Source organism: Psychrobacter sp. 1U2 (assembly GCF_051847575.1).
Genome location: NZ_JBPYDC010000009.1, coordinates 82,909 through 108,179, shown reverse-complemented (window position 1 = coordinate 108,179; position 25,271 = coordinate 82,909). Strand labels below are relative to the sequence as shown.

Annotated in this window: 17 protein-coding genes; 8 read left to right on the top strand and 9 right to left on the bottom strand. The window is 43.8% G+C overall.

Annotated features, from left to right (window positions below):
• Positions 1-105: 105 nt before the first annotated feature.
• The 5 genes from ACS8FD_RS06515 to pnuC form a co-directional block, all read right to left on the bottom strand.
• The gene (locus ACS8FD_RS06515) at positions 106-1,056 is read right to left on the bottom strand and encodes a DMT family transporter (protein ID WP_439275026.1); all 951 of its coding nucleotides are present in this window, start codon (positions 1,054-1,056) and stop codon (positions 106-108) included.
• A 42-nt stretch (positions 1,057-1,098) separates the two neighbouring features.
• Positions 1,099-1,623 (bottom strand): TIGR00645 family protein, encoded by a 525-nt coding sequence (locus ACS8FD_RS06510; protein ID WP_439275025.1) that lies wholly within the window; start codon positions 1,621-1,623, stop codon positions 1,099-1,101.
• Positions 1,624-1,644: 21 nt separating this feature from the next.
• Positions 1,645-3,207, bottom strand: coding sequence for a cell envelope integrity protein CreD (gene creD / locus ACS8FD_RS06505; RefSeq protein ID WP_439275024.1), 1,563 nt, complete (start codon positions 3,205-3,207; stop codon positions 1,645-1,647).
• 209 nt (positions 3,208-3,416) lie between these two features.
• A complete protein-coding gene (locus ACS8FD_RS06500) occupies positions 3,417-4,040 on the bottom strand; it encodes an AAA family ATPase (RefSeq protein ID WP_439275023.1) in 624 nt (207 codons plus the stop codon).
• Positions 3,985-4,719 carry a nicotinamide riboside transporter PnuC gene (gene pnuC / locus ACS8FD_RS06495; protein ID WP_439275022.1) on the bottom strand — a complete coding sequence of 245 codons (735 nt, stop codon included), beginning with the start codon at positions 4,717-4,719 and terminating at the stop codon, positions 3,985-3,987. The genes ACS8FD_RS06500 and pnuC overlap by 56 nt, the downstream gene beginning before the upstream one ends.
• Before the next feature lie 283 nt (positions 4,720-5,002).
• Here pnuC and ACS8FD_RS06490 point away from each other — a divergent pair, with 283 nt between their 5' ends.
• From ACS8FD_RS06490 to ACS8FD_RS06465, 6 genes are all read left to right on the top strand, one after another.
• A complete protein-coding gene (locus ACS8FD_RS06490) occupies positions 5,003-6,148 on the top strand; it encodes a beta-ketoacyl-ACP synthase III (RefSeq protein WP_439275021.1) in 1,146 nt (381 codons plus the stop codon).
• Between the two features lie 211 nt (positions 6,149-6,359).
• Entirely contained in the window at positions 6,360-7,448 is a 1,089-nt protein-coding gene (prfA, locus tag ACS8FD_RS06485) for a peptide chain release factor 1 (RefSeq protein ID WP_439275020.1), read from the top strand.
• A 125-nt stretch (positions 7,449-7,573) separates the two neighbouring features.
• Entirely contained in the window at positions 7,574-9,124 is a 1,551-nt protein-coding gene (lysS, locus tag ACS8FD_RS06480) for a lysine--tRNA ligase (RefSeq protein WP_439275019.1), read from the top strand.
• Between the two features lie 203 nt (positions 9,125-9,327).
• Positions 9,328-10,599 (top strand): hypothetical protein, encoded by a 1,272-nt coding sequence (locus ACS8FD_RS06475; protein WP_439275018.1) that lies wholly within the window; start codon positions 9,328-9,330, stop codon positions 10,597-10,599.
• A gap of 199 nt (positions 10,600-10,798) precedes the next feature.
• Entirely contained in the window at positions 10,799-12,928 is a 2,130-nt protein-coding gene (gene dnaX, locus ACS8FD_RS06470) for a DNA polymerase III subunit gamma/tau (protein WP_439275017.1), read from the top strand.
• Between the two features lie 215 nt (positions 12,929-13,143).
• A complete protein-coding gene (locus ACS8FD_RS06465) occupies positions 13,144-14,043 on the top strand; it encodes a LysR family transcriptional regulator (RefSeq protein ID WP_439275016.1) in 900 nt (299 codons plus the stop codon).
• 122 nt (positions 14,044-14,165) lie between these two features.
• Here the strand turns inward: ACS8FD_RS06465 and ACS8FD_RS06460 are convergent, their stop codons facing one another.
• Both ACS8FD_RS06460 and ACS8FD_RS06455 read right to left on the bottom strand, forming a co-directional pair.
• Positions 14,166-15,353 (bottom strand): aspartate aminotransferase family protein, encoded by a 1,188-nt coding sequence (locus ACS8FD_RS06460; RefSeq protein WP_439275015.1) that lies wholly within the window; start codon positions 15,351-15,353, stop codon positions 14,166-14,168.
• A gap of 158 nt (positions 15,354-15,511) precedes the next feature.
• Complete coding sequence (locus ACS8FD_RS06455) at positions 15,512-15,703, bottom strand: DNA gyrase inhibitor YacG (RefSeq protein ID WP_439275014.1); 192 nt, start codon at positions 15,701-15,703, stop codon at positions 15,512-15,514.
• 296 nt (positions 15,704-15,999) lie between these two features.
• Between ACS8FD_RS06455 and ACS8FD_RS06450 the strand changes: the two genes are divergently transcribed.
• Positions 16,000-16,581 carry a class I SAM-dependent methyltransferase gene (locus ACS8FD_RS06450; protein WP_439275013.1) on the top strand — a complete coding sequence of 194 codons (582 nt, stop codon included), beginning with the start codon at positions 16,000-16,002 and terminating at the stop codon, positions 16,579-16,581.
• A 154-nt stretch (positions 16,582-16,735) separates the two neighbouring features.
• Here ACS8FD_RS06450 and ACS8FD_RS06445 read toward each other — a convergent pair whose 3' ends face one another.
• Together ACS8FD_RS06445 and purD are read right to left on the bottom strand one after the other, a co-directional pair.
• Positions 16,736-18,130 (bottom strand): ABC1 kinase family protein, encoded by a 1,395-nt coding sequence (locus ACS8FD_RS06445; protein WP_439275012.1) that lies wholly within the window; start codon positions 18,128-18,130, stop codon positions 16,736-16,738.
• Positions 18,131-18,297: 167 nt separating this feature from the next.
• Positions 18,298-19,653 carry a phosphoribosylamine--glycine ligase gene (purD, locus tag ACS8FD_RS06440; protein WP_439275032.1) on the bottom strand — a complete coding sequence of 452 codons (1,356 nt, stop codon included), beginning with the start codon at positions 19,651-19,653 and terminating at the stop codon, positions 18,298-18,300.
• Positions 19,654-20,140: 487 nt separating this feature from the next.
• Between purD and ACS8FD_RS06435 the strand changes: the two genes are divergently transcribed.
• Positions 20,141-25,012: an NAD-glutamate dehydrogenase gene (locus tag ACS8FD_RS06435; RefSeq protein ID WP_439275011.1), complete on the top strand. Its 4,872-nt coding sequence runs from the start codon at positions 20,141-20,143 to the stop codon at positions 25,010-25,012.
• Positions 25,013-25,271: the final 259 nt, after the last annotated feature.

Below are 25,271 nucleotides of genomic sequence, written 5' to 3'. Positions count from 1 at the left end.
ACGGATGAGTCGTTTGCTGCTAATATCTATTTAGCAGCGACGATTATCCATTTACGGTAATTGTCAACACACCCTAGCTAGACTCGAATAATTAAGCTCCTGTTCTTATTTCATAATGATAGCAGAGTCGTTATAGTTATTAGGCTTCTTATTCAACACAAATACTAATACTGCGCCCAAAATAACGATACTAGCGATAATAAAGCGTAAGCTCAGAGTTTCTGACAAAAACAAAACGCCTGCAAACGCTGCGATTATCGGTACACAAAGCTGCACCACCGCAGCTTGAGTGTTTTTTAATAATGGCATAGCCACGTACCATATGCAGTAACCAAGGCCAGAAGTAATCGCGCCTGATATGACTGCTAGCACCACGCCTTGCATGCTTATCTCTACCCAATAGCTGATAGCGACTATCAATAAAAAAGGCATAGCGACTAAGCTTCTAATAAAGTTAAACCCTGTGGCCCGCAGCGGTGAGAGACAAGCTTTGCCGCGTATGCTATAGATACCCCAGGCTATACCGCTAAGCGCCATAGTCAGAGCGCCTCTAAAGGAGGGTATGGCTGATGAAGGGAGCATCAAATATATAAAGCCAATAAGCGCGCAAGCTAGCGCTAGCCACTGCAGTACAGTCAATTGCTCTTTTTGGTAGATACCCCAACCTATCATTGTGAGCTGTACTGCGGCGAATAATATGAGCGCCCCAGTGCCTGTATCTAGATCGACATAAGCTAAGGAAAAGCAAAGCGCATACACCACTAAGCTGATACTACTAAGCCAGCTGCCTCTATCAGCTAAAATAGCAGCAGTAGAGGCGTTGTTATTACTGTCAGTGCTAGAGGCGCTGCTAAAAGAAGTAGCGGTTTGTACTTGATATTTTAGGTGATGTCCATGAAGGATAATGATAAAGCCTAGACAAATAGCGCCACTCAGCAGCCGAAAAATCGTAAAATTCCATGGATCGATAGCATCTTCAATCAAGGCCATTCGGCATAGCAAAGAATTAGCAGCGAAAGCTACAAGGGCAATAATAGTATAGAAAGTAGCTGTCAAGAGAACCCTTTAGAATTAGAGTATTATAAGTAATAACATTTATTAATGCTTTTTGGTGTCGCCTACGATTTTATCCATGAATGCAAACAATAAACCTGAGAGTACAAAAGCCATGTGAATAATCACTTTCCACATGAGCTTATCAGCATCGAGCTCACTCATCTTGCTAGATATATCCATAAACGACTTGAGAAGATCAATGGCTGAGATAGCAACTATCGCGCCTATTACTTTTAGCTTTAGGCCTGAAAAGTCCACTTTTCCCATCCAGCTTGGACGATCGTCGCTTGTGCCCGTATCGATTTTGGAGACAAAAATCTCATAACCGCTAAAGATAATAATGAGCAATAAACTAGCTACCAAAGAGATATCAACTAGTACCAAGATATCTACAATAACATCAGATACTGGGGCGTCTAGTACATAAGTCATCATTCCTGCTAGCTTCTGTACGAACTTAATAAATAGCAAAAAGATACCTATTACTAAGCCTAAATAAAACGGTGTCAATATCCAACGACTATTGAAGATGGTCTTTTCTAAATAAAATTCAATTTTTTTTATCATCGAGGTCTCTTTAGTGTTGAGTCAAGCGATCTTATACCAGTCAATTTTACGGGTCATTACCATCACGCAGGCAAGTAGTATAAAGCAGAATACCGCACCTAAAAGTAAATTTAGATCCTCAACAGTCAAAATGCCATAAAAGGCGGCGTAGAGTCCCGCTAAAATAGCTGTAAAGATAACCGCTCGCTTGACGCTGCCTAACACATAATAGGTGTACCAACCGATCAGCCCAACGCACGCACTGCCAGCGATAGCATAAGCTTGCCAAAAAGCGATTTGCTCAGCTAATGGTAATAATAAAACGTAAAAGGTCAATAGCGCGCAGCCTACTAACAAATACTGAATCGGATGGATACGACTCGATTTAATCACTTCGAATAAAAAGAAAGTCCCAAATGAGATCAAAATTAATAGTAGAGCGTATTTCATGGTACGTTCTGTTTGCAAATAAACATCGTTAGGTTCTGCGAAACTGACACCAAAGCTATTAAGACGCACGCTATTTAGGTTGCCGTGATTGGTGCTACCGATGCTACCGGCAGCTTCTTGTACGACCACTGCCGCCGCCTCATAATCAGCATGATTGCCACTGTCTAAGCGCGCTCTGCTATCAACGGTGCAGCTATTGTTTGCCGTGCTCAAGCACTGCGATAAATATTGATTATTAGCCACAGTTAAATACTGGTTTTGCCAAAGAGCTGTGAAACCCTCAGCGCTAAAGTCTTTAGTGTTCGGTAAGGCTTTGCCTATAAAGTTGGGCGCATGCCAGTTGCTTTGCATGCTCAAATCAAAGTTTGAGCCGGTAGGCGCAGTACTTAAATTACTAATACCGGATAAGGGTAAATCAATATTGATCTTGATATTTTTGTCAGCGTTGAGTCTATTATCTGCTGTGATAGACGCAGTCGTAGCATTGGCTTTTAATTGAGCTATAACATTTTGTGGTAAGGCGACTTCCACATAGCTCAAACCGTTAAGCATAGATATGTTTGGATAAGTGGCTTTGAGAGTTTGCTTGTCGACAGTGACGGTAGGTAGGGCGGGCACACCGCGCAAGTCTGACACTGGAATGATGAGCTTCGCTTGATCCCAATGGGTGATCGTCTTTTTGGTAGATGATAAGGTGTTATCCGCTACAGTTAACGTATTTTCTAACTCAGCTGCATCATTTGTCTTTAATGATGTAGCGCCTGTCCGTAATTTATAGTCTTGCTCAAAGCTGATATCGCCACTATAGCTAGTGGCATGATAGATACCGCGCTGATAAGTGTCGGTAGTGACAGCAAGGTCTTGCGCGGCTGAAGTTTGCGCTGCGAACACTGTTTTCATAGTTGTGAAAGCCGCGGCGCATTTATTCGCTTTATCAGCGGTGCTTGTACATTTTGGTGTCGTTGTGACAGGAATGATAATGAATGGAGTGATAATCTCTTGTGGATTGACATGCTGATCGGCTATTTCGCGAACCACAGAGTTGGCATAGTACTGTCTTTCAGTAATGACAGCACTAAACATCGTCAGACCTATAGCGAAGATCACACAGAGGCTGACGATGATAGAGAGTTTTATAAATAAGGTTTTTTGCATGTAGATTATCCTCAAGCTGATGATTTAATTATCGACTGAGCTAACAAGTCATAAGATTAAATAACAGCGTAGAGGAGTAATACTGAAAAGCCGTGCAAGAAAGATGGAGAATCTATGGAAATGAATTGACTAACTGATATCGGAAGGTTTTGAATTTATTTTAATAACTTATCTTTTACAAACAGTCTCTATGAATAGCCTAAGCAAAATCAAGTCAAATTTCCTAACCACTTAACGACTTGCTGCACACGCGACTCACGACTACCACCAATACGTCGAAACGCTTTATGATGATTATTGAGCTCTTTCTCAAAACGCCTACTAATAGCTTCACGCTCATGAGGACTATCACGTAGATCATCAGCAACCCAGGGCGTGTCTACTTCTGTTAATAATATTAAATCATAGTGATGGACTAGGGCGGCTTGCGCCAGCTTGCTTGGGCAGTCGCCATAATACCAATTGGCATAAACCATCAGCTCAAAAAGGCTAGTATCACAGAATAAATAACTGTTAGCGGCGTTATTTATTTGCGCCGTTTGCGCGACTTGTTGAGCGAGCTTGTTTTCAAGTTCGATTTGGCCTTGGGCTATAGGAAGTAAATCCTCCCAAGTGCAAGTAACTTGCTCGTTATTCCATTTATCTTGCAGGTAGGCGCGCATATATTCAGGCACCCACGCACTAGTCCATTTATGACTAAAATGCTCAGCTAAATCCTGACACAAGGTGGTCTTACCTGTACTCTCTGCGCCTAATACCGCTACGGTAATGACAGTGCTAGGCGTATGCTGTTCCAAGTGCGGATTGACTGCGATAGCGTTGTTGCCATTCATAATAAGCCCAAATTGCGATCAAGGTAAAAATCACGTATTGAAATGCGGTGAAGGTAAAGCCTTTATAAAAGTACAAAGGCACAGAAATAGCGTCAGCGACTATCCATAAGAGCCAGTGCTCGATTTTTCGCCGAGCCATCAGCCACATCGCCATCAAAAATAGTGCTGTAGTGAACATATCGGTATAATCTACCCAAGTAAACAACGCTAAACCCAATACGGCGCCATCGAAGCTAAAGTTATTATTAATAACGGGCCTAAAATAATATACTAGCGCGACAAAGGCTATAGTCGCTACTGCTAGTAATGCTAGTATCGGTAGATCCTGTTTATTAATATGCTCAACTTGTACCTCATACTCATACTCAGAGTTGGACTGAGTATTGTTTTCAGTACTATTCTGAAGAGCGGCTTTATTCTTAGTCCAATTAAACCAGCCGTACAAGCTCATAACGGTATAATAGGCATTGATAAACATATCGCCAAACAACTGCCACTGCCACAGCAAATAGACAAAAATCGCCGTACTGATTAGACCAATGGGGAACACTAATACGTTGAGCCGACTAGCCAGCAATACGCTTGCAACGCCGCAGCTGACAGCGACTAATTCTAAGCTGATAAATAGGGTGGAGTAGTCCGCATATTGACCAAATAGCCAATTAAAAAGTTCTACCATGATAATTTCCAGGGGTCTAGTCGCATTAGTCAGTCATAAATAATATTCTGATGGTCTTATTATAGCTTAGCTGGGTATCAGTACGGTAATAGCTCATACGAAATAGCAGTTGATAGTTATTTGTAACAAACTATTAGCAAAATTCTAATAATCAGGCATAATAACAACAACCGTTTAAGTTTACAGTTATTCACTGAAATAAGAGTATCGCAACAGCTGATTCTTATTTTTACAAATTTTATGCTTATTAAAGACAACATAGTAGTAGACAAGGAAGCTTATCATGACGACTTGTATCACCGGCACTGGCCTGTATATCCCTCCCTATAGCATCAGTAATGAAGAGCTCGTTGAGTCCTTTAATCAGTATGTAGAGAACTATAACGAACAACATGCTGACGATATAGCTAATGACACTATAACTGCTCTTGAGCCTTCATCGGCTGCATTTATCGAAAAGGTCTCAGGGATTAAATCACGTTATGTAATGGAAAAAGACGGCATTCTTGACCCTGAAATCATGGCGCCTGTTATCGCTTATCGTAATCTTGGCGAAGAGCTATCGGTTATGGCAGAGATGGGCGTTGCGGCATTGAACGACGCTCTGGCAGATGCGGGGCTCGAAGCGAACGATCTAGATGGTATTATTCTAGCCTGTTCTAACTTTCAGCGTACTTACCCTGCGGTCTCTATCGAGATTCAAGACGCTATCGGCATGGTAGGCGGCTTCGCTTATGACATGAACGTCGCTTGTAGCGCCGCTACTTTCGGCTTATCGCAAGCGCATGGTTCTATCATTTCAGGACTTGCCAAACGCGTCGCCGTCGTCAACGTCGAGATTACCTCAGCGCATCTGAACTGGCGTAACCGTGACAGCCATTTCATCTTTGGCGATGTGGCAACCGCGAGTATCGTTGAGGAGCTTGATACGCCAAAAGGCTACGAGATTTTAAACTCTAAGCTATTTACCCAGTTCTCAACCAACATTAAGAACGAATACGGCTTTATGGATCGCTCTGAGTTTTTGGCGGCTCAGACTCAGATGTATCCAGATATCAAAGATCCAGTCACGGACAAACTGTTTTTACAAAATGGCCGTAAAGTCTTCCGGGAAGTCTGTCCAAAGGTTTCAGAGATCATCACGGAGCATTTAACCGAAAACGACTTAGCAGCTGATGATGTGAAGATGATGTGGCTACATCAAGCCAATGCCAATATGCTTGATTTAATATTACGCACAGTAGTGGGTAAAGAAGCAGATAAAGCTATCGTACCAAGTGTTATCGATGAATTTGCTAATACCAGCTCGGCAAGTCCGATGATTGTTTTCCACCGCTATAAAGATCAGCTACAATCAGGCGACTTGGGTGTGATTTGCTCATTTGGCGCGGGTTATTCGATCGGTTCGGTGCTCGTGCGCAAGGTGTAAGGTATAAAGCAGTTTTCAATTAACTATTTGGTTTATCTAAAAAATAGCTAAGAGCTCTCTTGGCTATTTTTTTTGGTTGTGAATAAGGCGTTATCTTTAATGATGAAGGCTTTTAGGCTTAAACAAGAAGATTACTCAGTGTTTTTAATATAAGGGCAAAAATTTGCTATAATTGCTCTCTTATTTTACTTAGCTAATAAAAAGATTTTTTATGAAAGAATCCTTACGCCTGCGCTTAGACCAAATGGTAGACCGTTATGAAGAGGTCACCGCCTTATTATCCGACCCTGGTGTCATCAGCGATAACAATAAATTCCGTGAGCTGTCCGTTGAGCACAGCGACTTGATGGATATTACTACTTTATGGCTCAATTATGGCCGTGCAGAGTCCGATCAAGCTGACGCCGAAGCTATGCTTGAGGACGCGTCAGACCCTGAAATGAAAGAGATGATGCAAGATGAGATTGATAGCGCTCGTGATGCTATTATAAAGATGGAAGAAGATCTCAACGTCATGATGCTACCAAAAGACCCTAATGATAAGGTGCCTGCATTTCTTGAGATTCGCGCGGGTACTGGCGGTGATGAAGCCGCTATCTTTTCAGGTGATCTGTTTCGCATGTATCAAAAGTACGCGCAAAATCAAGGCTGGACGCTCGAAGTGCTGTCTGCTAATGAAGGAGAGCATGGCGGCTATAAAGAAATCATCAGCCGCATCTCGGGCAACAGTGTCTATGGTCGTCTAAAGTTTGAGTCAGGTGCGCACCGTGTACAGCGAGTGCCTGAGACCGAAAGTCAGGGCCGGGTACATACCTCGGCGTGTACGGTGGCGGTCATGCCAGAGGTTGAGATTGATGACAGTGTTGATCTTAACCCTGCTGACATCAAGATGGATACCTACCGCTCAAGTGGCGCTGGTGGTCAGCACGTTAATACTACAGACTCAGCGGTACGCTTAACGCATATTCCTACTGGAGTAGTAGCAGAGTGTCAGCAAGAGCGTAGCCAACATAAAAACCGCGCCAAAGCGATGCAAATGCTCATCTCACGTATCCAGCAAGCCAAAGTACAAGCGCAGGTTGATACGGCAGATGAGATGCGCCGTGACCTTGTGGGTAGCGGCGATCGTAGCGAGCGCATCCGTACTTATAATTTTCCGCAAGGGCGCATGACCGATCACCGCATTAACTTGACCCTTTATAAGCTAGATTCCATTATGGAGGGCGATTTAGACGAGCTTCTAGATGCGCTATTACGTGAGCACCAGGCCGATCTGATGGCGAGTATCGGTGGTGAGTAGTCTGCATCCCGCCTCGTAAGCTTAGCGTTTGGCGTAGGCTAGGTTTTTAACCTAGTATTTTTAATCTAGTATCATAGTTTTATCAGTTTCCAACAAGAACAAAACCCATCAAATTTGAGAATGTTATGTCAAAGCCCAACAATCAAAACAACCAAGCACAACAAGAACAAGCGCCTACTGTAGAGGAAGCTAATGAGCTCATCGCGCAATTGCAAGCTAAGCTTGATGATATTAGCGCTTCTGGCAAAACCCCTTATCCTAATCAGTTTAAACGTACTGACTATGCCAAAGATTTGCAAACGGCCTTTGACGGTATAGACAAGCAAGAGATCGAAGAAAAAGCGGCGAATGGCGAGAAGACGCAAGTTAATGTTGCAGGACGCGTCATGCTCAACCGTGGCTCGTTTATTGTTATTCAAGATATGACGGGACGCATTCAGCTCTACGTCGCTCGTAAAGAGCTAGATGAAGAGACGCGCGCCAGCATCAAGTCACTGGATCTAGGTGATATCGTTGGGGTGTCAGGCTATATCGGCCGATCGGGTAAAGGCGATCTTTATGTACATATCGAAGAGTTTACCTTGCTCACCAAAGCGCTACGTCCAATGCCTAATAAATTCCATGGCTTAGCTGATATCGAAGCACGTTATCGTAATCGTCATTTAGACTTGATGACCAATGAGTCGACGCGCGATACTTTTATGATTCGCAGCCAAGTGATTAGCGGTATCCGCCAGTTTATGCTGAATGAGCGTTTTATGGAAGTAGAAACGCCAATGATGCATCCGATACCAGGCGGCGCCGTAGCTCGTCCGTTCGAGACTCATCACAACGCCTTGGATATGCCGTTATATCTGCGTATCGCTCCAGAGTTATATCTCAAGCGCCTAGTGGTTGGCGGCTTTGAAAAAGTCTTTGAGATTAACCGCAGCTTCCGTAATGAGGGCGTATCAACTCGCCATAATCCTGAATTCACTATGATTGAATTTTATCAAGCTTATGCTGATTATCATGACTTGATGGATTTGACCGAGCGTTTATTTAATCAGTTAGCGATTGATATTTTAGGCACTACTGAGCTGACTTATCAAGATGAAGCTATTAGTCTAAAAGCGCCGTTCGCGCGCTTATCGATGTCTGATGCGATCGCCCAGTACGCCGAAGATTTTGATATGACGCGTATCGATGATCGAGAATATTTAGCAGACTACGTTAGCAATACTCTTAAACAACCGGTAAATGACGTCTTTGGCGTCGGTAAGCTCAAAACTATTGTCTTTGAAGAGACCGCTGAGCATCAATTACGTCAGCCGACCTTTATCACCGAATATCCAGCAGAGACCTCACCGCTGGCGCGCCGTAATGATGATAATCCTGAGATCACCGATCGTTTTGAGCTGTTTATCGGTGGCCGAGAATTGGCAAACGGTTTTAGCGAGTTAAATGATCCTGCCGATCAAGCAGAGCGTTTTCGCGGGCAAGTTGCTGAAAAAGATGCAGGCGACGACGAGGCAATGCATTTCGATGAGGATTATATCGAAGCTTTGTCTTACGGTTTACCGCCAACGGCAGGCGAAGGTATCGGTATCGATCGACTAGTGATGCTATTCACCGACTCAGCTAGTATTCGTGACGTGATATTGTTCCCGCACATGCGCCGCAAAATCGAAGACTAGCCTGAGAGGCTAATGCGGCGAATAGTTGCTTATTAGACATAAATCCACTATAACGTTTAATTGACGATATAATAATCGTAATTTTTTAAAAAAGTGCTTGTGATTAGCTAGTCAAGGATGTATTCGATACTGTTCTATGCAGCTTAGTCACAAGCAACGATTTTAGAAATGTTACTTGTAGGGATATCATTTATAGGGATGTTATGGAAAATTCGCAAAGCGCTTCATCTTGGCAGGCACTGATTCGTCAAAGCTTTTTATCTTTGTATGGAGTCAGTGATCAAAACACTACTAGCAGGGATTATTTTCAAGGCTATGATTTTGTTTTTGAATTCTCCGAAGCAGTGCTTTATGTGCTAGTGAATGACGTCACGGCTGAGGTTAGTCAGTACGATATAGATGCCTCACAGATAAGAGTTTGGAGAAAGGAGGTTGTTAATCAGCTGATGAAGCGTCATGCGCAAGTCTACTTAAGCAACGATAGACTCATGGATAGGCAGAGCGCTCTAAGCGCAGATAAAGCTATATATTTTATCGGTTTAACTTCCTTAACGATTAAGCATTTAGACAGTCAAAGCAACCCTCAGAGCAATAGCCAATTACATGACGTGCAGTACGAGTATGGCAGTCAGTTCTTTGCAGAGGATTGTGTGCTAGATTTGGATGATGAAAAAAGTATTTTACAGATATTTAGTCAGCAAAACTTCAGTAAAATAGTAAAACAATTAAAGACCCCTACCGATGTCACGGCATTTTTACAGTTTCATCGAAGCCATTTGACAGCACTCAAGCCTTTTAATGATGAGTCGACACTGCTAAATGGTTTCTTACAATCATCAGACTTCTATAAAAAAGCACTACAAGTGCAGCAGCAGCTGGTAGAAAACAACTTGTTAGACCAAATCGAGCCGCGTTTGGTGGATATAACGCATGCTTCGACATCAGCGTCTACTGAGGGAGTATCAGCCGATATTCTCAAAAAATCTGACATGTGGTACAAGCTTTTCAATAGCCTTGTGCAGCGCTACTATGAAGCAGGATCGCCTCTGCCGAAAGAGCAAGTTGAATTATTGGTCGATGAATCTATCTATACTTATGCCAGTTTGGTAGAGCGAATATTAGACTATAAATATAAGGATGGACAAGCGCGCTGGAATGGCTATATTGATCACCAGCCCTCGTATAATCGCTTTGGCTGCCATTATATGCTGGTGTTTTACGCGCAATATGAAAGTAGCCCGCTTAGCGTAGATAAGGTACGTGCCAACTATCGAGACTTGTTATCAGAGCTCAACGCTCATCTACAAGAGCCTATTATGGAAGATTTGTTCTTGATTGGGGTTGAGAATAGAGACTGCGAGGATAGCGTAAATACTGAAATAATGATTGATATCTTTTATCAAAATGGCGCCATTATAAATGCAGAAATGCAGCGCTTATATGAGCAATTAGCTGAGTTAAAATCACAATCTTAATGTATGTAAGTGACTCAAGTGTATGTAAACGACATAAACAACAGCTTATCAACCTTTTCAAACAATCTATACTTATACTACTAATACAGCTATTACTAGGAATAGGTATTACTAAAAGTACGATTATCAATACTTAAGCCCATCTGTTAATGATAAACATCTGTACCCCTTATTTGGCACTGCTATATTGGCAACTATTATGACGCAACAGTATCAAGTTCTAGCCCGAAAATACCGTCCAAAAAACTTTCATGAGCTCGTTGGGCAGACACACGTCTCACAAGCTTTGATCAATGCGATTGACTATAATCGTCTGCATCATGCTTATTTGTTTACCGGTACTCGCGGCGTAGGTAAAACCACGATTGCACGTATTTTATCGAAATGTCTGAACTGTGATACGGGCATTACTAGTACTCCTTGCGGAGTGTGCGATAACTGCGTGGCTATCGATCAAGGACGCTTCATTGACCTCATTGAGATCGATGCAGCTTCTCGTACCAAGGTTGAAGATACCCGCGAGCTATTAGACAATGTACCTTATGCACCTAGCCAAGGGCGCTACAAGGTTTATCTTATTGATGAAGTGCATATGCTATCGACGCATAGCTTCAATGCGCTGCTAAAGACTTTAGAAGAGCCTCCCGAGCACGTTAAGTTCTTACTCGCGACGACCGATCCTCAAAAGCTACCGGTCACTATCATTTCACGCTGCTTACAGTTTGTGCTTCGACCCTTGCCGCAGACTTTGCTCAGTGAGCATTTGGCAAAGGTATTAACCCAAGAGCAAGTGGCGTTCACGCAGCCGGCGCTTTGGCAACTGGCAAGTGCTGCAAAGGGCTCAGTGCGCGATGCTATGTCATTGACTGATCAAGCAATTGCTTTTGGACAAGGCGCGCTTGATGATGAGACGGTCAATGCTATGCTTGGCTTGATTGATGCTGCAGACTTAGTGCGCTTAGTTACTGATATTTATCATCACGATACAGCAGCGGTAGCTGCACATATTGAGCAGATGCGCGCGCAAATGGTCGATGCTGCTAGTATGTTCGATGGATTGGCTGAGCTGCTTCATCAATTGGCATTGACTCAGCTGTTGCCCGAGGTGGCCTTAAACGTCAATGAAGCGCAAGCGCAAACGATCAATGAGTTGGCGCAGCGTATCAGCCCTGATGTATTGCAGCTATACTATGAGATTGTAGTGCAAGCTCGTGAAGGTGTTAAGCTGGCGAGCACTCCCATGCAGGCGCTTGAGATGTGCATTTTGCGCCTACTAGCCTTTCGCCCGCTGCCAACGGATGAAGTATTAACGTCTAGTATAGCTCATGATCAAGAAACTACTCCTGTGATAGGCTCTATAGTCAGCTCACCACAGGAGTCAACGTCCTATGATATCGATCATCAAAACAATTATGAGCCAAGTTATGATGAGCAGGACTTCGAAAACGCTAGCATTGATAATCAGTCTGACAATGAAGCAATGCCAGAGCATAAGCAGTATATAGGTAACGAAGATGCTATCGCTAATCCAGCGGTCGCAATCGTCAGTGAAACCGAATCGATTACTGAAATTGAGCCTATCGTTGAGCCTGAAATCGCATCTGTTACTGTCAATGTTATTGAGACTGAGACTGAGACTGAGTCTATTACTGAACTTGAACCTGCTGCTGAACTTCAATCAATACCGGATCAGAAGCAACAAGTAACTAACGAAGCAGTTGAGGCTACTAACACATCGCTAAAAACCGTTACTGAAACGGATATGGAACCTACTACTGAGCTAGAACCTACCGCTGAAGTAAAAGCTATTATTAATCCTAAAGCTACTGAAGACTTACAGCAAACCAGCTTGCAAAATCATGCTTCACGCAGCTCTCAGTTAGCCCTCGATGATCCAAGGGCTTTACTGCGCTGTGCGCCGCAAGATTTGGCAGGCGAGTGGACACCTGAGAAGTGGGATTATTGGCTACAGACCGCACGCGAGGAGGATGTTTTGGCCTCAGATGAGCTCGCTTTAGCTCGTCAAGGGACTATGGTCGGTCTGTGCGATGGGCGCTCTACTTTTTTGACTAATATTGATAGTAGGCATTTGCAAGCCACTTTTCAGCAGCTAGCCGCGAAGCTTAAACAACAGTTTACTCAAGCAGATATCAGCTTAAAGATAGACGACAGTGCTCAGCAAACTGCAGACATAACGCCTGAAAGTCGTCAGAAGCTGCGACTTGAGCAAGCTGCACAAAGCGCGCAAGAGCTATTATTAGCGTCACCAGTGATGCGCTATCTCACTGAGCGCGGCGAAGGTAAAATGGGTAAAGTGAAGCTCACCTAAGTTTTGACATTCACCTATGACGACAATAAAAGTAAAGGCTTGATAAACTACGAGATAATTTAGTCAAACGCCATTTTATTGATATATATCATCTTATTAAAGTATATGACTCATTAAGTGTACGCTTTAGATATATTAAAGATAGGTAAAGTTTTTTTTAATTAGTTATAATGGTTAAGTTATATTAAATATTAAAAAAGAGTTTAGGTGACAATATGTTAGATAATTTACGCGGTATGGCCGTGTTCGCTAGTGTGGTCGGGCACGGCTCTTTTAGTGGCTCAGCGCGTGAGCTTGGCATTACTACTAGTGCCGTTAGCCAACAGATACGTTCCTTAGAAAATGAGCTAGGAGTGGTACTTTTACATCGATCTACTCGTAAGCTTAGCTTAACAGAAGCTGGCGAAAGCTTTTATGAAGCGGCAAAGGATGTCGTTAGTGCCGCTGAACAAGGCCGTATAAAAGTCAATCAATTACGTGATGAGCTGGCGGGTAGTTTACGTATTGCTACGACACCTGAGCTTGGCGTTCATCATATACTGCCTGCGTTATCTACTTGGATGGCGGCTCACGATGATTTGAGTATTACCTATCTAGCAGACAACCGTTACGTGGACATGATTGATGAGCGCATCGATATTGCTGTTCGTATGAGCCCAAGTATTGATGACTCTGCGCTTAGCAGTCATCCTTTGTCTGATGTGCGCCAGATGCTAGTGGCCTCACCGCAATACTTACGTCAACATAAAAAGATAGAGAGCCCAAAAGATTTAGCCGATCATCAGCTTATTGTCATCGATATTATGCAAGATGCTAGCTATGTTGAGCTCTCAAAAACGGAAACTAGTAAAAAAACGCGTATCAAAATGGACTCGCGTATCCATACCAATAATGTCTTTATGGCGCTAACTTTGGCGAAAGAAGGTCATGGCATCATTAGAATTATGGAGATGGATGTTAAGCGTGAGCTTGAAAGCGGAAATTTAGTAGAAGTTTTAACCGGCTATCAATTACCAAGCTTTGTACTTTATGCGGTGACTTTAAATCGTGAACAGCAGCCTGCCAAAATTACGCGCTGCTTAGAAGTATTGAAAAAGTACTTTCATGCGAATTAAAGTGCTTTGAATAGCTGGTCATCTTTACTGCTTACTGTGCTTATAACATTAAAAAAACCTTTAGAGTTATTTTATCTAAAGGTTTTTTTTGCAATTCTTTTTTTTGAGACCCTAATAAAAGATTAGAGTTGAAGTAGCGGTCTTAATAAATTATGCAGACGCTCAACCACTTGCTTACTTTCATTACGGCTGATGTTGAGTGGCGGCAGTAAGCGAATGACATGGCCACCAGTGACATTGATGATAAGCTGCTGCTCATCACGGGCAAGATCAACCAGTTGACTACAGTCCATCTCTTCTGGCAAAACAATGCCTATCATCATACCCGCGCCGCGAGTCGTGATACCAAATTGCTGCAATTCGCTAGCTAGGCTATCGCGAATAAACTGGCCTTCAAAAACAGCGTTCTCCATAACGCCGCTATTAGATAACACATCGTACACGCTATGGACGACGCGGCTTGCCAGGGGAGTGCCGCCGTAAGTAGAACCATGACTACCCGCACCGAATAAGTCTTTAGCGCGGCCACGCACTAAGCAAGCGCCTACCGGAAAGCCATTCCCTAAGCCTTTTGCTGTGGTTAATACGTCAGGACGCGCCTGACTGTGCTGATAAGCAAAATACTTACCGGTACGACCATTACCGGTTTGTACTTCGTCGAGCATAAAGAGCCAATCATGAGCGTCACACACCGCTTGCAGCTCTTCTAAATAAGTAAAGCCGTTGGCAGCGGTATTCAAACCACCTTCACCTTGTATAGGCTCTACAAAGATAGCGCAAATATCATCGTGATCGATAGCGGCTTGCTTGATAGCGGCAATATCACCGAACGGCAGACGGATAAAATCCTCATCTAAAGTAAAGAAGCCTGCACGCGCCTTGGGGTTAGCTGTGGCAGACAAGGATAGCAAAGTACGACCGTGAAAGGAGTGCTCCATAACGATGACTTTGGGATGTTTAAAGCCTTTATTATGAGCGTAAAGCCGCGCCAACTTCAGCGCCGCTTCATTAGCCTCAGCGCCACTATTAGCAAAAAATACGCTATCCATTTGTGCGGCCACGCATAATGCTTCACCAGCCCGCTCTTGCCAGTCGATACCGAATAGGTTGCTGGTGTGCACTAAGGTAGCGGCTTGCTGCTGAATAGCTTCGGTGACTTTTGGGTGACAATGGCCCAGACCGCAAACGGCAATACCGGTCAGCGCATCCAAATAAGGGGTGTCGTCTTTTGTATACAGCCAACTGCCTGAGCCGCGCACAAAGCTTATCGGTTGACGATTGTAGGTGGGCATCAGATAGGTCGCTGACATACGGACATCCTTAAAATATAAATATGAGAAAGTGGAATGAGGGTAACGGGATCATTTGCGTCACTCTTAGCATGATTATGACAGCTAACCAATCCTGTATAAATAATAGATGGCTCAGCGATTAGGCGCTGCCATACTGACCATAAAAAACGATAGCGTTATAATTCATCAGAAAATGGGGTAGACTCAGCCGGCAGGCTATATTCTTCGCTAGCCCAAGCTCCTAAATCGATAAGCTTACAGCGCTCACTACAAAAAGGCTTGGATTTATTGTCTTGCCAAGCTGTGAGAGTGCCGCAGCGCGGGCAGGGGTAGCTTTTTGGTAGTGGGGTATCAGTCGTATCAGTCATAAGAGCTAAGCAACTTTTTTAGATTTTAATAAATAACAGCCGTTATAATAGCATGTGCTTTATAAAAGACAACGCAGAGTAAAACGTAAATACTAAAAAGACTGGTAAAAACCCAGAGCGAAGCCCTAGAAAGAGAAGATATAATATAGGTGTTGTAAATAGCCTAAGCAAAATTATTCAAAAGTAGAATTTCTACCATTAGTATAGAGGAAACAATGATTAGCAAAAAGAATTTGTCACATAACCAAAAAAGACCTTTCCAACCTACAAAATTATCAAAACCGCGTGGCTTTGTCATGCCAGAGATATTAGCTGACGAGCAAAAAATTCAGCGTTCTTTAGTGATTGAAATCGGAGCAGGGAAGGGCATGCACGCGCTAAGTTTTGCTAAGCAAAACCCTGATAAACACCTGATAGCTATTGAGCGTACTCGTAATAAGTTTGACGCTTTTTTTAAAATGACTCAGACGCAGCAGCTATCAAACCTTACTGCCGTACATGCAGACGCTATCGCCTGGATAGTACAAGCGCTAGCTCCTCACAGCCTCACGCAAATATACTTACTCTATCCCAACCCTGAGCAGCATAATCCCAATCAGCAGTGGTTAAACATGCCGTTTTTTGAGTTTCTGCTATCACGTTTGCAAACCGGTGGTGAGATAGTATTAGCGACTAATATTGAGCCGTACATAGATAATGCAGAGGAGCAAGCTGGCACGCTTTGGTGTTTACCTACGATAAGACAAGAGGTCCCGATAGATAGTCAGCGTACTCATTTTGAAATCAAATATTTAGCTCGCAAGGAGACGTGTTGGCAGCTGACCATGACCAAGCCTGAAGGGTATCAAACTAGGTTCGATGCTTGGCAGGCCAACTAATACTAACAAGATAAATATCGCAAACAGCAGTGATAGCATTGACTGAAGAGTTATCATTTATAGTATTATAAATATAAAATAGCCTAAGCAAATAAAATAAAAAAACAAAAAACCGCCACTAAAGGGCGGTCCGAAATTTAGCTTATCCTTTATACTATAAAAATGGTTTAACCAATTTATCCGAATCAGTATGAGCGTCTAGTACGGTCAAAAAAGTATAAGCACCGATAAACTTACGGCTAATGAACATAAACTCTTTGGGCGGTAAATTAAACTCAAAAGACTGCATAGCAGTGGAGGCCGCGGCAGAGATGCGTGAATGCAGCTTACTTTTAGACCAAATATAGCGTTCATTGTCATCTAAGACTTCAGCAGGAATGTCTGGGTTACTAGCTGTATCGCTAAAGGGTTCCGTAGCCAATAAAAATATATTGGCTATGTCAAAGCTGACTTTTTGGCTCATAGTGTCAAAAAAGTCATAGCCAGTCATAGCATCCATCATTGCTTGATGATCATGGTAATAACCCGCCTTTAGCAATCCATGAGCAATCGTTAATAACTCATAATCAAACTGGCGAATAGCCCCAAAGTCGAGTAGTACAAGTTTGTCAGGCTCATCCATGCTATCACTAATGCGTACTAGATAGTTGCCAAAGTTGGGGTCGGTTTGCATCTCGCCCCATACAAATATCTCTTGCATCATAATCTCGATGGCCGCTTGGCCTATGGCGTTACGCCGCTCACCAGATAACTGTTTTAGTAATGTGGAAGTCACTGGAACGCCGGACTCATAAGACATACATAATAAGCGCTGACTCGAAAAATCACGGTATATCTTAGGGACGGCATAGCGCGGGTCATCTTGTAGACGCCCATAAAAACGCTCAGTGGTCGCAGCCTCGATATTATAATCGACCTCGACATGCAACAAATCCCGAATCTCTTCAAACCAAGTATCCAAAGCGCGAGTTTGTGGTACTGCGTTACTTACTTTTAATAGACGTTTAAATAATGCCAAGTCTGAGTCGATAGCATCGGCAACGCCTGGATATTGAATCTTTAATACTACCTCTTCGCCAGTTGCTTTTATCGTAGCGCGGTGCACTTGGGCGAGGGAAGCGGTACCGATAGGGACTTGATTAATATCAAGCTCATCAAACTTTTTCCCTAAAGTGCGGCGTAAGGTTTGCTCTATTCCCGGCCATGCTAAGGTTGCCGTATCGTCATTTAGGGTTTGCAGCGCGCGAGTAATCTCAGGAGGTAGAATATGCTCACCATACAAGGCTAGCATCTGCCCGATCTTGACTACTGAACCCTTAAGCTTACCGAGCTCTTCTGCAACATAGTTGGCCTGCGCTTCCATAAAGACTTGATTGCGCGCTGAACGGGCTTCTTTACCCAAAAACATGCCTGACACGCTATTACCTGCCCAGCGGCGGCCAATATTTAGCGAAGTCTTAGCAATAGACATTCGACGCTCAAAACCAGAGGTTTTTAGGTTATCAATTGACTGCTTATTATTAGTAGGTTTATACACATCATTTGCCATAAATATAATCATTCACTAGGTTAATAATGATTTGTGGGTGCGCCGCCATGAATGCAAGTCAAAAACCTTGCGAGTGTATAAGATTGTATCACAGCAACGCCACCTTGCCGATAATAAGGGCTTGGCCATTTCTTAGTAGAGACTCTATCTTTTATTTTAAGATAATTTTAGCTTTCGCGAGCAATCGCTTGATGACCAATATCACGGCGATAATGCGCACCCTCAAAGCTGATGGCACCTGCGACGCTCAATGCTGCTTGCTGAGCATCTGAGATACTATCAGCGAGCGCGGTAACACAAATAACACGCCCGCCGTTAGTGACAATTTCTTTATCACTATCATTTTGAGCATTGGCATTGGTATTAATTTTGCCATCTAGATTATCTGCATCCTTAGCAAAATCAGTACCAGCGTGAAATACTTTTACAGACTTCTGATCATCAAGCTCAGGTAGGCCGGATATCACATCGCCTTTAGACGAGGTTTCTGGATAGCCTTTTGAGGCGATGACGATGCCTAGAGCAGGGCGCTTATCCCAATTAGCCTCATCAGGTAACTGACCTGCCAGCCCTGCCGCGACTAAATCCACAATCGATGATTGCAGGCGCATCAATATAGGCTGCGTCTCAGGATCACCAAAGCGGCAGTTGAACTCGATAACTGAAGGGTTGCCAGCATCGTCAATCATCAAGCCTGCGTATAAAAATCCGGTATAAGGGTGACCGGCGGCGTTCATAGCATCGACAACGGGCTGAATAACCTGCGTCATAACTTTGTTGTGGACAGCATCAGTGACCACCGGAGCAGGAGAGTAGGCACCCATACCACCTGTGTTCGGACCGGTATCGCCTTCAAAGGCACGCTTGTGATCTTGACTAGTCGCCATAGGTAAGATGGTATCGCCATCGATCATACAAATAAAACTGGCTTCTTCACCTTGCAGAAACTGCTCAATAACCACGCGACTACCGGCGTCGCCAAACTTGTTATCTGCTAACATATCATCAATAGCGGCATAGGCCTGCTCAGCAGTTTCAGCGACAATAACGCCTTTACCTGCGGCAAGGCCATCGGCTTTGATAACGATGGGCGCGCCTTGTTCATCGACATAAGCTTTGGCACTGGCTGCATCCGTGAAGCCTTGATAAGCTGCCGTCGGAATATTGTTGTTTTGCATAAACTCTTTGGCGAAGGTTTTTGAGCCTTCTAGCTGCGCGCAATACGCAGTCGGGCCCCAAGCTTTAATACCAGCATCTCGGCAAGCATCGATTATACCCGTCACCAAAGGCGCTTCGGGGCCCACGATGACGATATCGATGTCGTTATTTTGACAAAACTCTATAACTGCGCTGTGTTCATTATCAGTATTTTTATTCTCCAAAACGATATTTTGGCATTTGGGCTCTAGCGCCGTGCCTGCATTGCCTGGTGCGACGTAAACTGTCTCAACCTTATCATCTTTGGCGCACTGCCAAGCCAATGCGTGCTCACGTCCACCAGAACCTATTACCAAAACTGTCATCATACGTCTCACCTTTATATCGATATATCGATTATGTTGTTTATTGAGTGTTGTTATTATCAATTCTCAAATGTCATTGAGCATCATCATTAGCGCTACAGCTTGTAAATGACCTGAATATACTATGGCGTATTCTAACAAATAATCTATCTTAATTGTTACGAGTATAGGAACCATTAGACAGGCAAAATAGAGATTGCTGATAGCTAAGAGTATTTATTTGTGATGGGCACACGTGTGCGTTTTGGCTTTAGGCTCAGTTGTCTCATTAGTAAAGGTTATTAACCACTGCTTAATACATGAAATAATATTGAATACTACAGCTAGGGGCATAGGTGGGTTACACTTCACTCAATGAGAGTAGCAATTAAAGCTATAAAGTTATTACTCATGCTGAGTCATTAGCTGCATTGAACACTATCGACTCAAAATACATAAAATCGAAAACTAACGTGATAAACAAAAACTTATAATAAGGACAGATGCTATGCCAAACTCTTTAAGTATCAGTAAAGAGCATATTAGCCAAATCAGTGACATTGCCACGAGCTACGTGCAAAAGGATAAGTCACTTTTAGAACCGTTTATGCAAAGCTACTATCGCACTTTGCATCACGAGATCGCTGATAAGATTGACAATGTCGACCTAGCAGGCATGGCATTGCACCACTTTACGTTGCTAAAGGCTTATGAAGGCAGCAAACCCCAATTAAAAATACTAAATCCTATCGCAGAAGAGCAACATTTTCATAGCTCCCATACCATCATTCAGATGGTTGCCTATGATCGCCCCTTTCTCGTAGATACTATCTTGATGAGTCTTGAGGCTCAAGGCATAAACGTACACCGCACCTACAACACAATTATAAGCGTCGAGCGTGATGATGATGGTCATATCACTCAAATCGATAGCGCCGCTGAGAGCGCAACCTCGCATCTATCACTGATTCAATGCGAAATTGCTTATCAGGACGATAGCGAATTAGCGGATCTACAACAAATGTTGCTAGAAAAAGTGGACACGCTAGATACGGTAGTCGGCGACTGGCAGCAAATGCACGAGCGCTTAACGCAGATAAAAGATGAGTTATCAAAGCAGACTTTGCCTGAAGTGTTTTACTCTCAGCAAGAGATTCAGGCTTTTTTAGATTGGATATTAGATGATAATTTTATATTTTTAGGCTACCGAGAGTATCGCTTAGAGCAAGGTGATATGAAAGACGTCAATAATCCGGCGGCTACTTTGTCAAGTACGCAAAATAATGATGATTTGAATCTATATTCTATTGGTAATAGTGGTCTTGGCTTATTACGCGGGAGCAGTGAAGATAGCTTATCAGAGAGTTTTAGCCAATTGCCAAAAGAGCTCAAAAAGCTGCTCACAGGGCCGCGGGTGCTGATGCTATCAAAATCGAGCCGCGTCTCACCCATTCATCGTCCTGTCTATATGGATTTTTTGGGTATTCATAAGTTCGATAACCATGGCAAACTCATTGGCGAGTACCGCTTCATTGGTCTATTGACATCACAAGCTTATCAGTTAACGGTCAGCAACATCCCACTACTGCGCGAAAAAGCCAATAAAATCATGGCGATGACATCTATCCCTAAAGACGGTCACGCTTATCATAAGATGACTCATGTCATAAACACCTTACCGCGTGATGATTTGTTTCAAGCCAGCGTCGAAGAGCTGTATCCGATGGTAACGGGCATCTCACAACTGCAAGATAAAAAGAGCCTACGTCTATTTAGCCGTGTCGATCATTACCAGCGCTTTGTCTCCTGTTTGGTCTATATTCCAAGAGATAAGTTCAATACTGAGCTACGGATTAAAGTACAAAACGTGCTAAAAGAAGCTTATGGTGGCACTTCATCTGGGTTTACTACTGAATTTAATGAGTCTGATCATGCCCGCGTTCATGTACATGTCCGTACAGTGCCAGGACAAGTCAATGAGGTCAATACTAGCGATTTAGAAGAAGAACTCACCGGACTGATGCAGTCATGGAGCGATCATTATCAAAAAATGCTACTTGATAATGTCGGTGAACAACAAGCTAATGCGCTCATGCGCCGATTCCTAGCATTTATACCGGCCGCTTATCAAGAGCGTTTTGATGCGCGTACCGCGGTTGAGGATACCAAACGTTTAGAGCGTCTTATCAGCTTGACAGACGAGCAGCCAATGATTTGGCACTTATATCAGTCAACGGGCGATGCTAGCAATCAGCTGCATCTAAAACTTTATGGTCATGAGCAGCCCGTTATTTTATCAAAAGTGTTACCCGTACTAGAGAATTTTGGCGTATCAGTGGTCTCAGCACAAACTTATGAGTTTGATCTGCCAGAGCAGCCAATATGGATGCAAGAGTATGAGCTAACGCTCGAACATGTCGATACTGTCGATATGCGGGTGGTTCGCGATCAGTTTGAAGACAGTCTGCAACAAATATGGGCGGGGAGAGTTGAGAGCGATCCCTTCAATGAGCTCGTGCTTATTACCGAATTAGATACCTATGACGTGGTTATCCTACGGGCGTTATCAAGCTATATGCGTCAAGCCCGTGCGCCATTCTCTAGTAGCTATATTCAGCAAACTATCGTCAAATATAGCGCCATCAGCGTCGCCTTAGTTAGGCTGTTTGAAGTGCGTATGAACCCCAAGCACAGTGAGGACACCCGCGCAGAAAAAACTGCCCAAATTCAGCAAAATATCACTGAAGCGCTAGCAGCGGTTGATAGTTTGGATGAAGATCGTATCTTGCGTTGGTACTTAGATTTGATCAACGCTATGGTTCGTACTAACTTTTATCAGGTCGATGAAGAGGGCAGACGTAAAGATAGAGTGTCGTTTAAGTTCTTAGCGGCCGATATTCCTAATCTGCCTAAACCTAAACCGATGTTTGAGATCTTTGTCTACTCACCAAGAGTGGAAGCGGTGCATCTACGCGGCGGTAAGGTCGCCCGTGGTGGTCTGCGCTGGTCGGATCGCATGGAGGATTTTCGCACTGAAGTGCTCGGTCTCGTCAAAGCACAAATGGTCAAAAACGCGGTTATCGTGCCGGTAGGCTCAAAAGGCGGCTTTATCGTTAAGACCAAAACTATAGCAGATGGCCGCGAAGCGTTTCAGGCCGAGGGTATCGCTTGTTATCAGACGTTTTTACGCGGTATGTTAGACGTTACTGATAATATCGTCGATGGGCAGATTGTCCCGCCAGCCAATACTGTTCGTCATGATGACGATGATCCTTATTTAGTCGTGGCGGCTGATAAAGGTACGGCCAGTTTCTCTGATATCGCTAATGCGCTGTCTAGCGAATATAACTTTTGGCTTGACGATGCTTTTGCCTCAGGTGGCTCAGTCGGTTACGATCACAAAGCGATGGGCATCACCGCACGCGGCGGCTGGGAGTCAGTTAAACGTCACTTCCGCATGCTAGGTAAAGACATTCAAAACCGCGATGACTTTACGGTAGTCGGCATCGGTGATATGAGCGGTGACGTCTTCGGTAATGGTATGCTGCAATCTAAACATACCAAGCTTGTTGCAGCTTTTAACCACCTACATATCTTTGTCGATCCAAGCCCTGATACCGCACTCTCTTATAGTGAGCGTGAGCGCTTATTTAATACGCCGCGCTCTACTTGGGATGACTACGATAAGTCGCTCATAAGTACCGGCGGTGGCGTGTTCGCCCGTACTGATAAAACTATTGCCATCACCCCTGAGATGAAAGCGCTATTTGCTATTAAAGAAGATAGCTTAGCGCCTAACGACTTTATCAGTGCTTTATTGAGAGCACCGGTCGATCTCATCTGGAACGGTGGTATCGGTACTTATGTCAAAAGCGTCAATGAGAGTCATGCTGATGTTGGTGACCGCGCTAATGATGCCGTGCGGGTCAATGGCGGGGAGCTGCGGACCGCCGTTGTCGGTGAAGGCGGTAACCTAGGTTTCACTCAGCAAGGCCGTATCGAATACGCGCAAACCGGCGGCCGCATCTACACTGATGCTATCGATAACTCAGGCGGCGTCAACTGCTCGGATCATGAAGTCAATATTAAGATATTGCTCGGCAAAGTCGTCGAACAAGGTGATATGACCTTAAAGCAGCGCAATGAGCTACTCGAGAGTATGACGGATACCGTAGCACAATTAGTATTGCGTCAAAACTATCTACAGCCTCAAGCGCTTGAGCTCAGTCAAATACGAGCCGCGGATAATCTAAGCGATCACCAGCGCTTCATTCAGCTACTAGAGTCTGAAGGCCGTCTGGACAGAGCGATTGAATATCTGCCCTCAGATGAAGAGATTGCCAAACGCCAAAAGGCTAATATGGGTTTGACTAACCCTGAGCTAGCGGTCGTTATGGCTTATGGCAAAATGTGGGTCTATGATCATCTACTATTATCAGACCTGCCCGATGCGCCATACTTCGTGAATGAACTACGTAAGTATTTCCCTGATGAGCTGGTCGGACGTTTCTTTGATGAGATGACAGAGCATCGTCTAAACCGCGAGATCATCAGTACTTATCTAACCAACAGTGTGGTCAATCGCTTAGGCATCGAGGCGCTATTCCGTCTGTTTGAAGAAACAGGGCAGACGTTAGCGACTATCATTCGTGCTTATGCTATCAGCCGCGAAGTGTTTGAGGTGAAAGCGGCGTGGCAACTGCTTGAGTCACTCGATAATAAAGTCGATGCCAAGCTGTTATTAAAGCTTGAGCTACGCTTGCGTGATGCGTTAGAGAGCGGCGTCGTTTGGTTCATCAATGCCTTTGGCCAAGATCTACAAGTGGCAGATATGATCGAGCGTTTCGGCGATAGTGTCGCACAATTGACCAAATCAAATGGCTTTATTGAGCAGCAGTTTGCTCAGTACTTACAAGATGATACCGCCAGCCTCACCGCTGACGGTCTTGAGGACAATGACGCCGCGCTATTTGCTATTTTGCCTTATCATGTTGATGCCTTAGATACTGCCTTACTTGCTGAAAAATATGAGCGCTCAGTAGAAGATATCGCCTCTTTGTACTTTGAGGCTTATCAAGTGCTACAGTTCGATTGGATGATGGACAATATCGCCGGCCTGCCGCAGCAAGACTACTGGGATCGCCGCGCACGTCATGCGCTCGTCAATGAGCTCACGCGTAGTTTGCGTCTGCTTATGAACGCCATATTGTCAGAGCCTGATGCGAAAGACGCCTTTGATGAGTGGAAATCGCGTCACACGAATGCGCTTAGCTCTGTCACGACTGAGATGCAAAAGCTAGATAACAATGATGACAGCGTGATTAGTCTATCTACGCTGTCAGTACTGATGAGTGAGCTTAGCAGCTTAGTCAGTAAATAATAAGCTATTCAATAGACTGTATTGTATAGTAAAAAAGGCCACCGCTAATCAGTTAGCGGTGGCCTTTTTATGGTCATTGTTTGGTTATTTAATAATAGAGTGTTAAAAATAAACAAGCACAAAATACCATGCTTGATATTATTTTATATCTACAAACAGAGGCTTATAAAGAGGTAAAGATCAGCATCGTCGCTACCATGGCTAGCAGAAAAACTATGACCGGCAACCCGTAGCTAGGCTTAGATAGTGGCCTAAATAT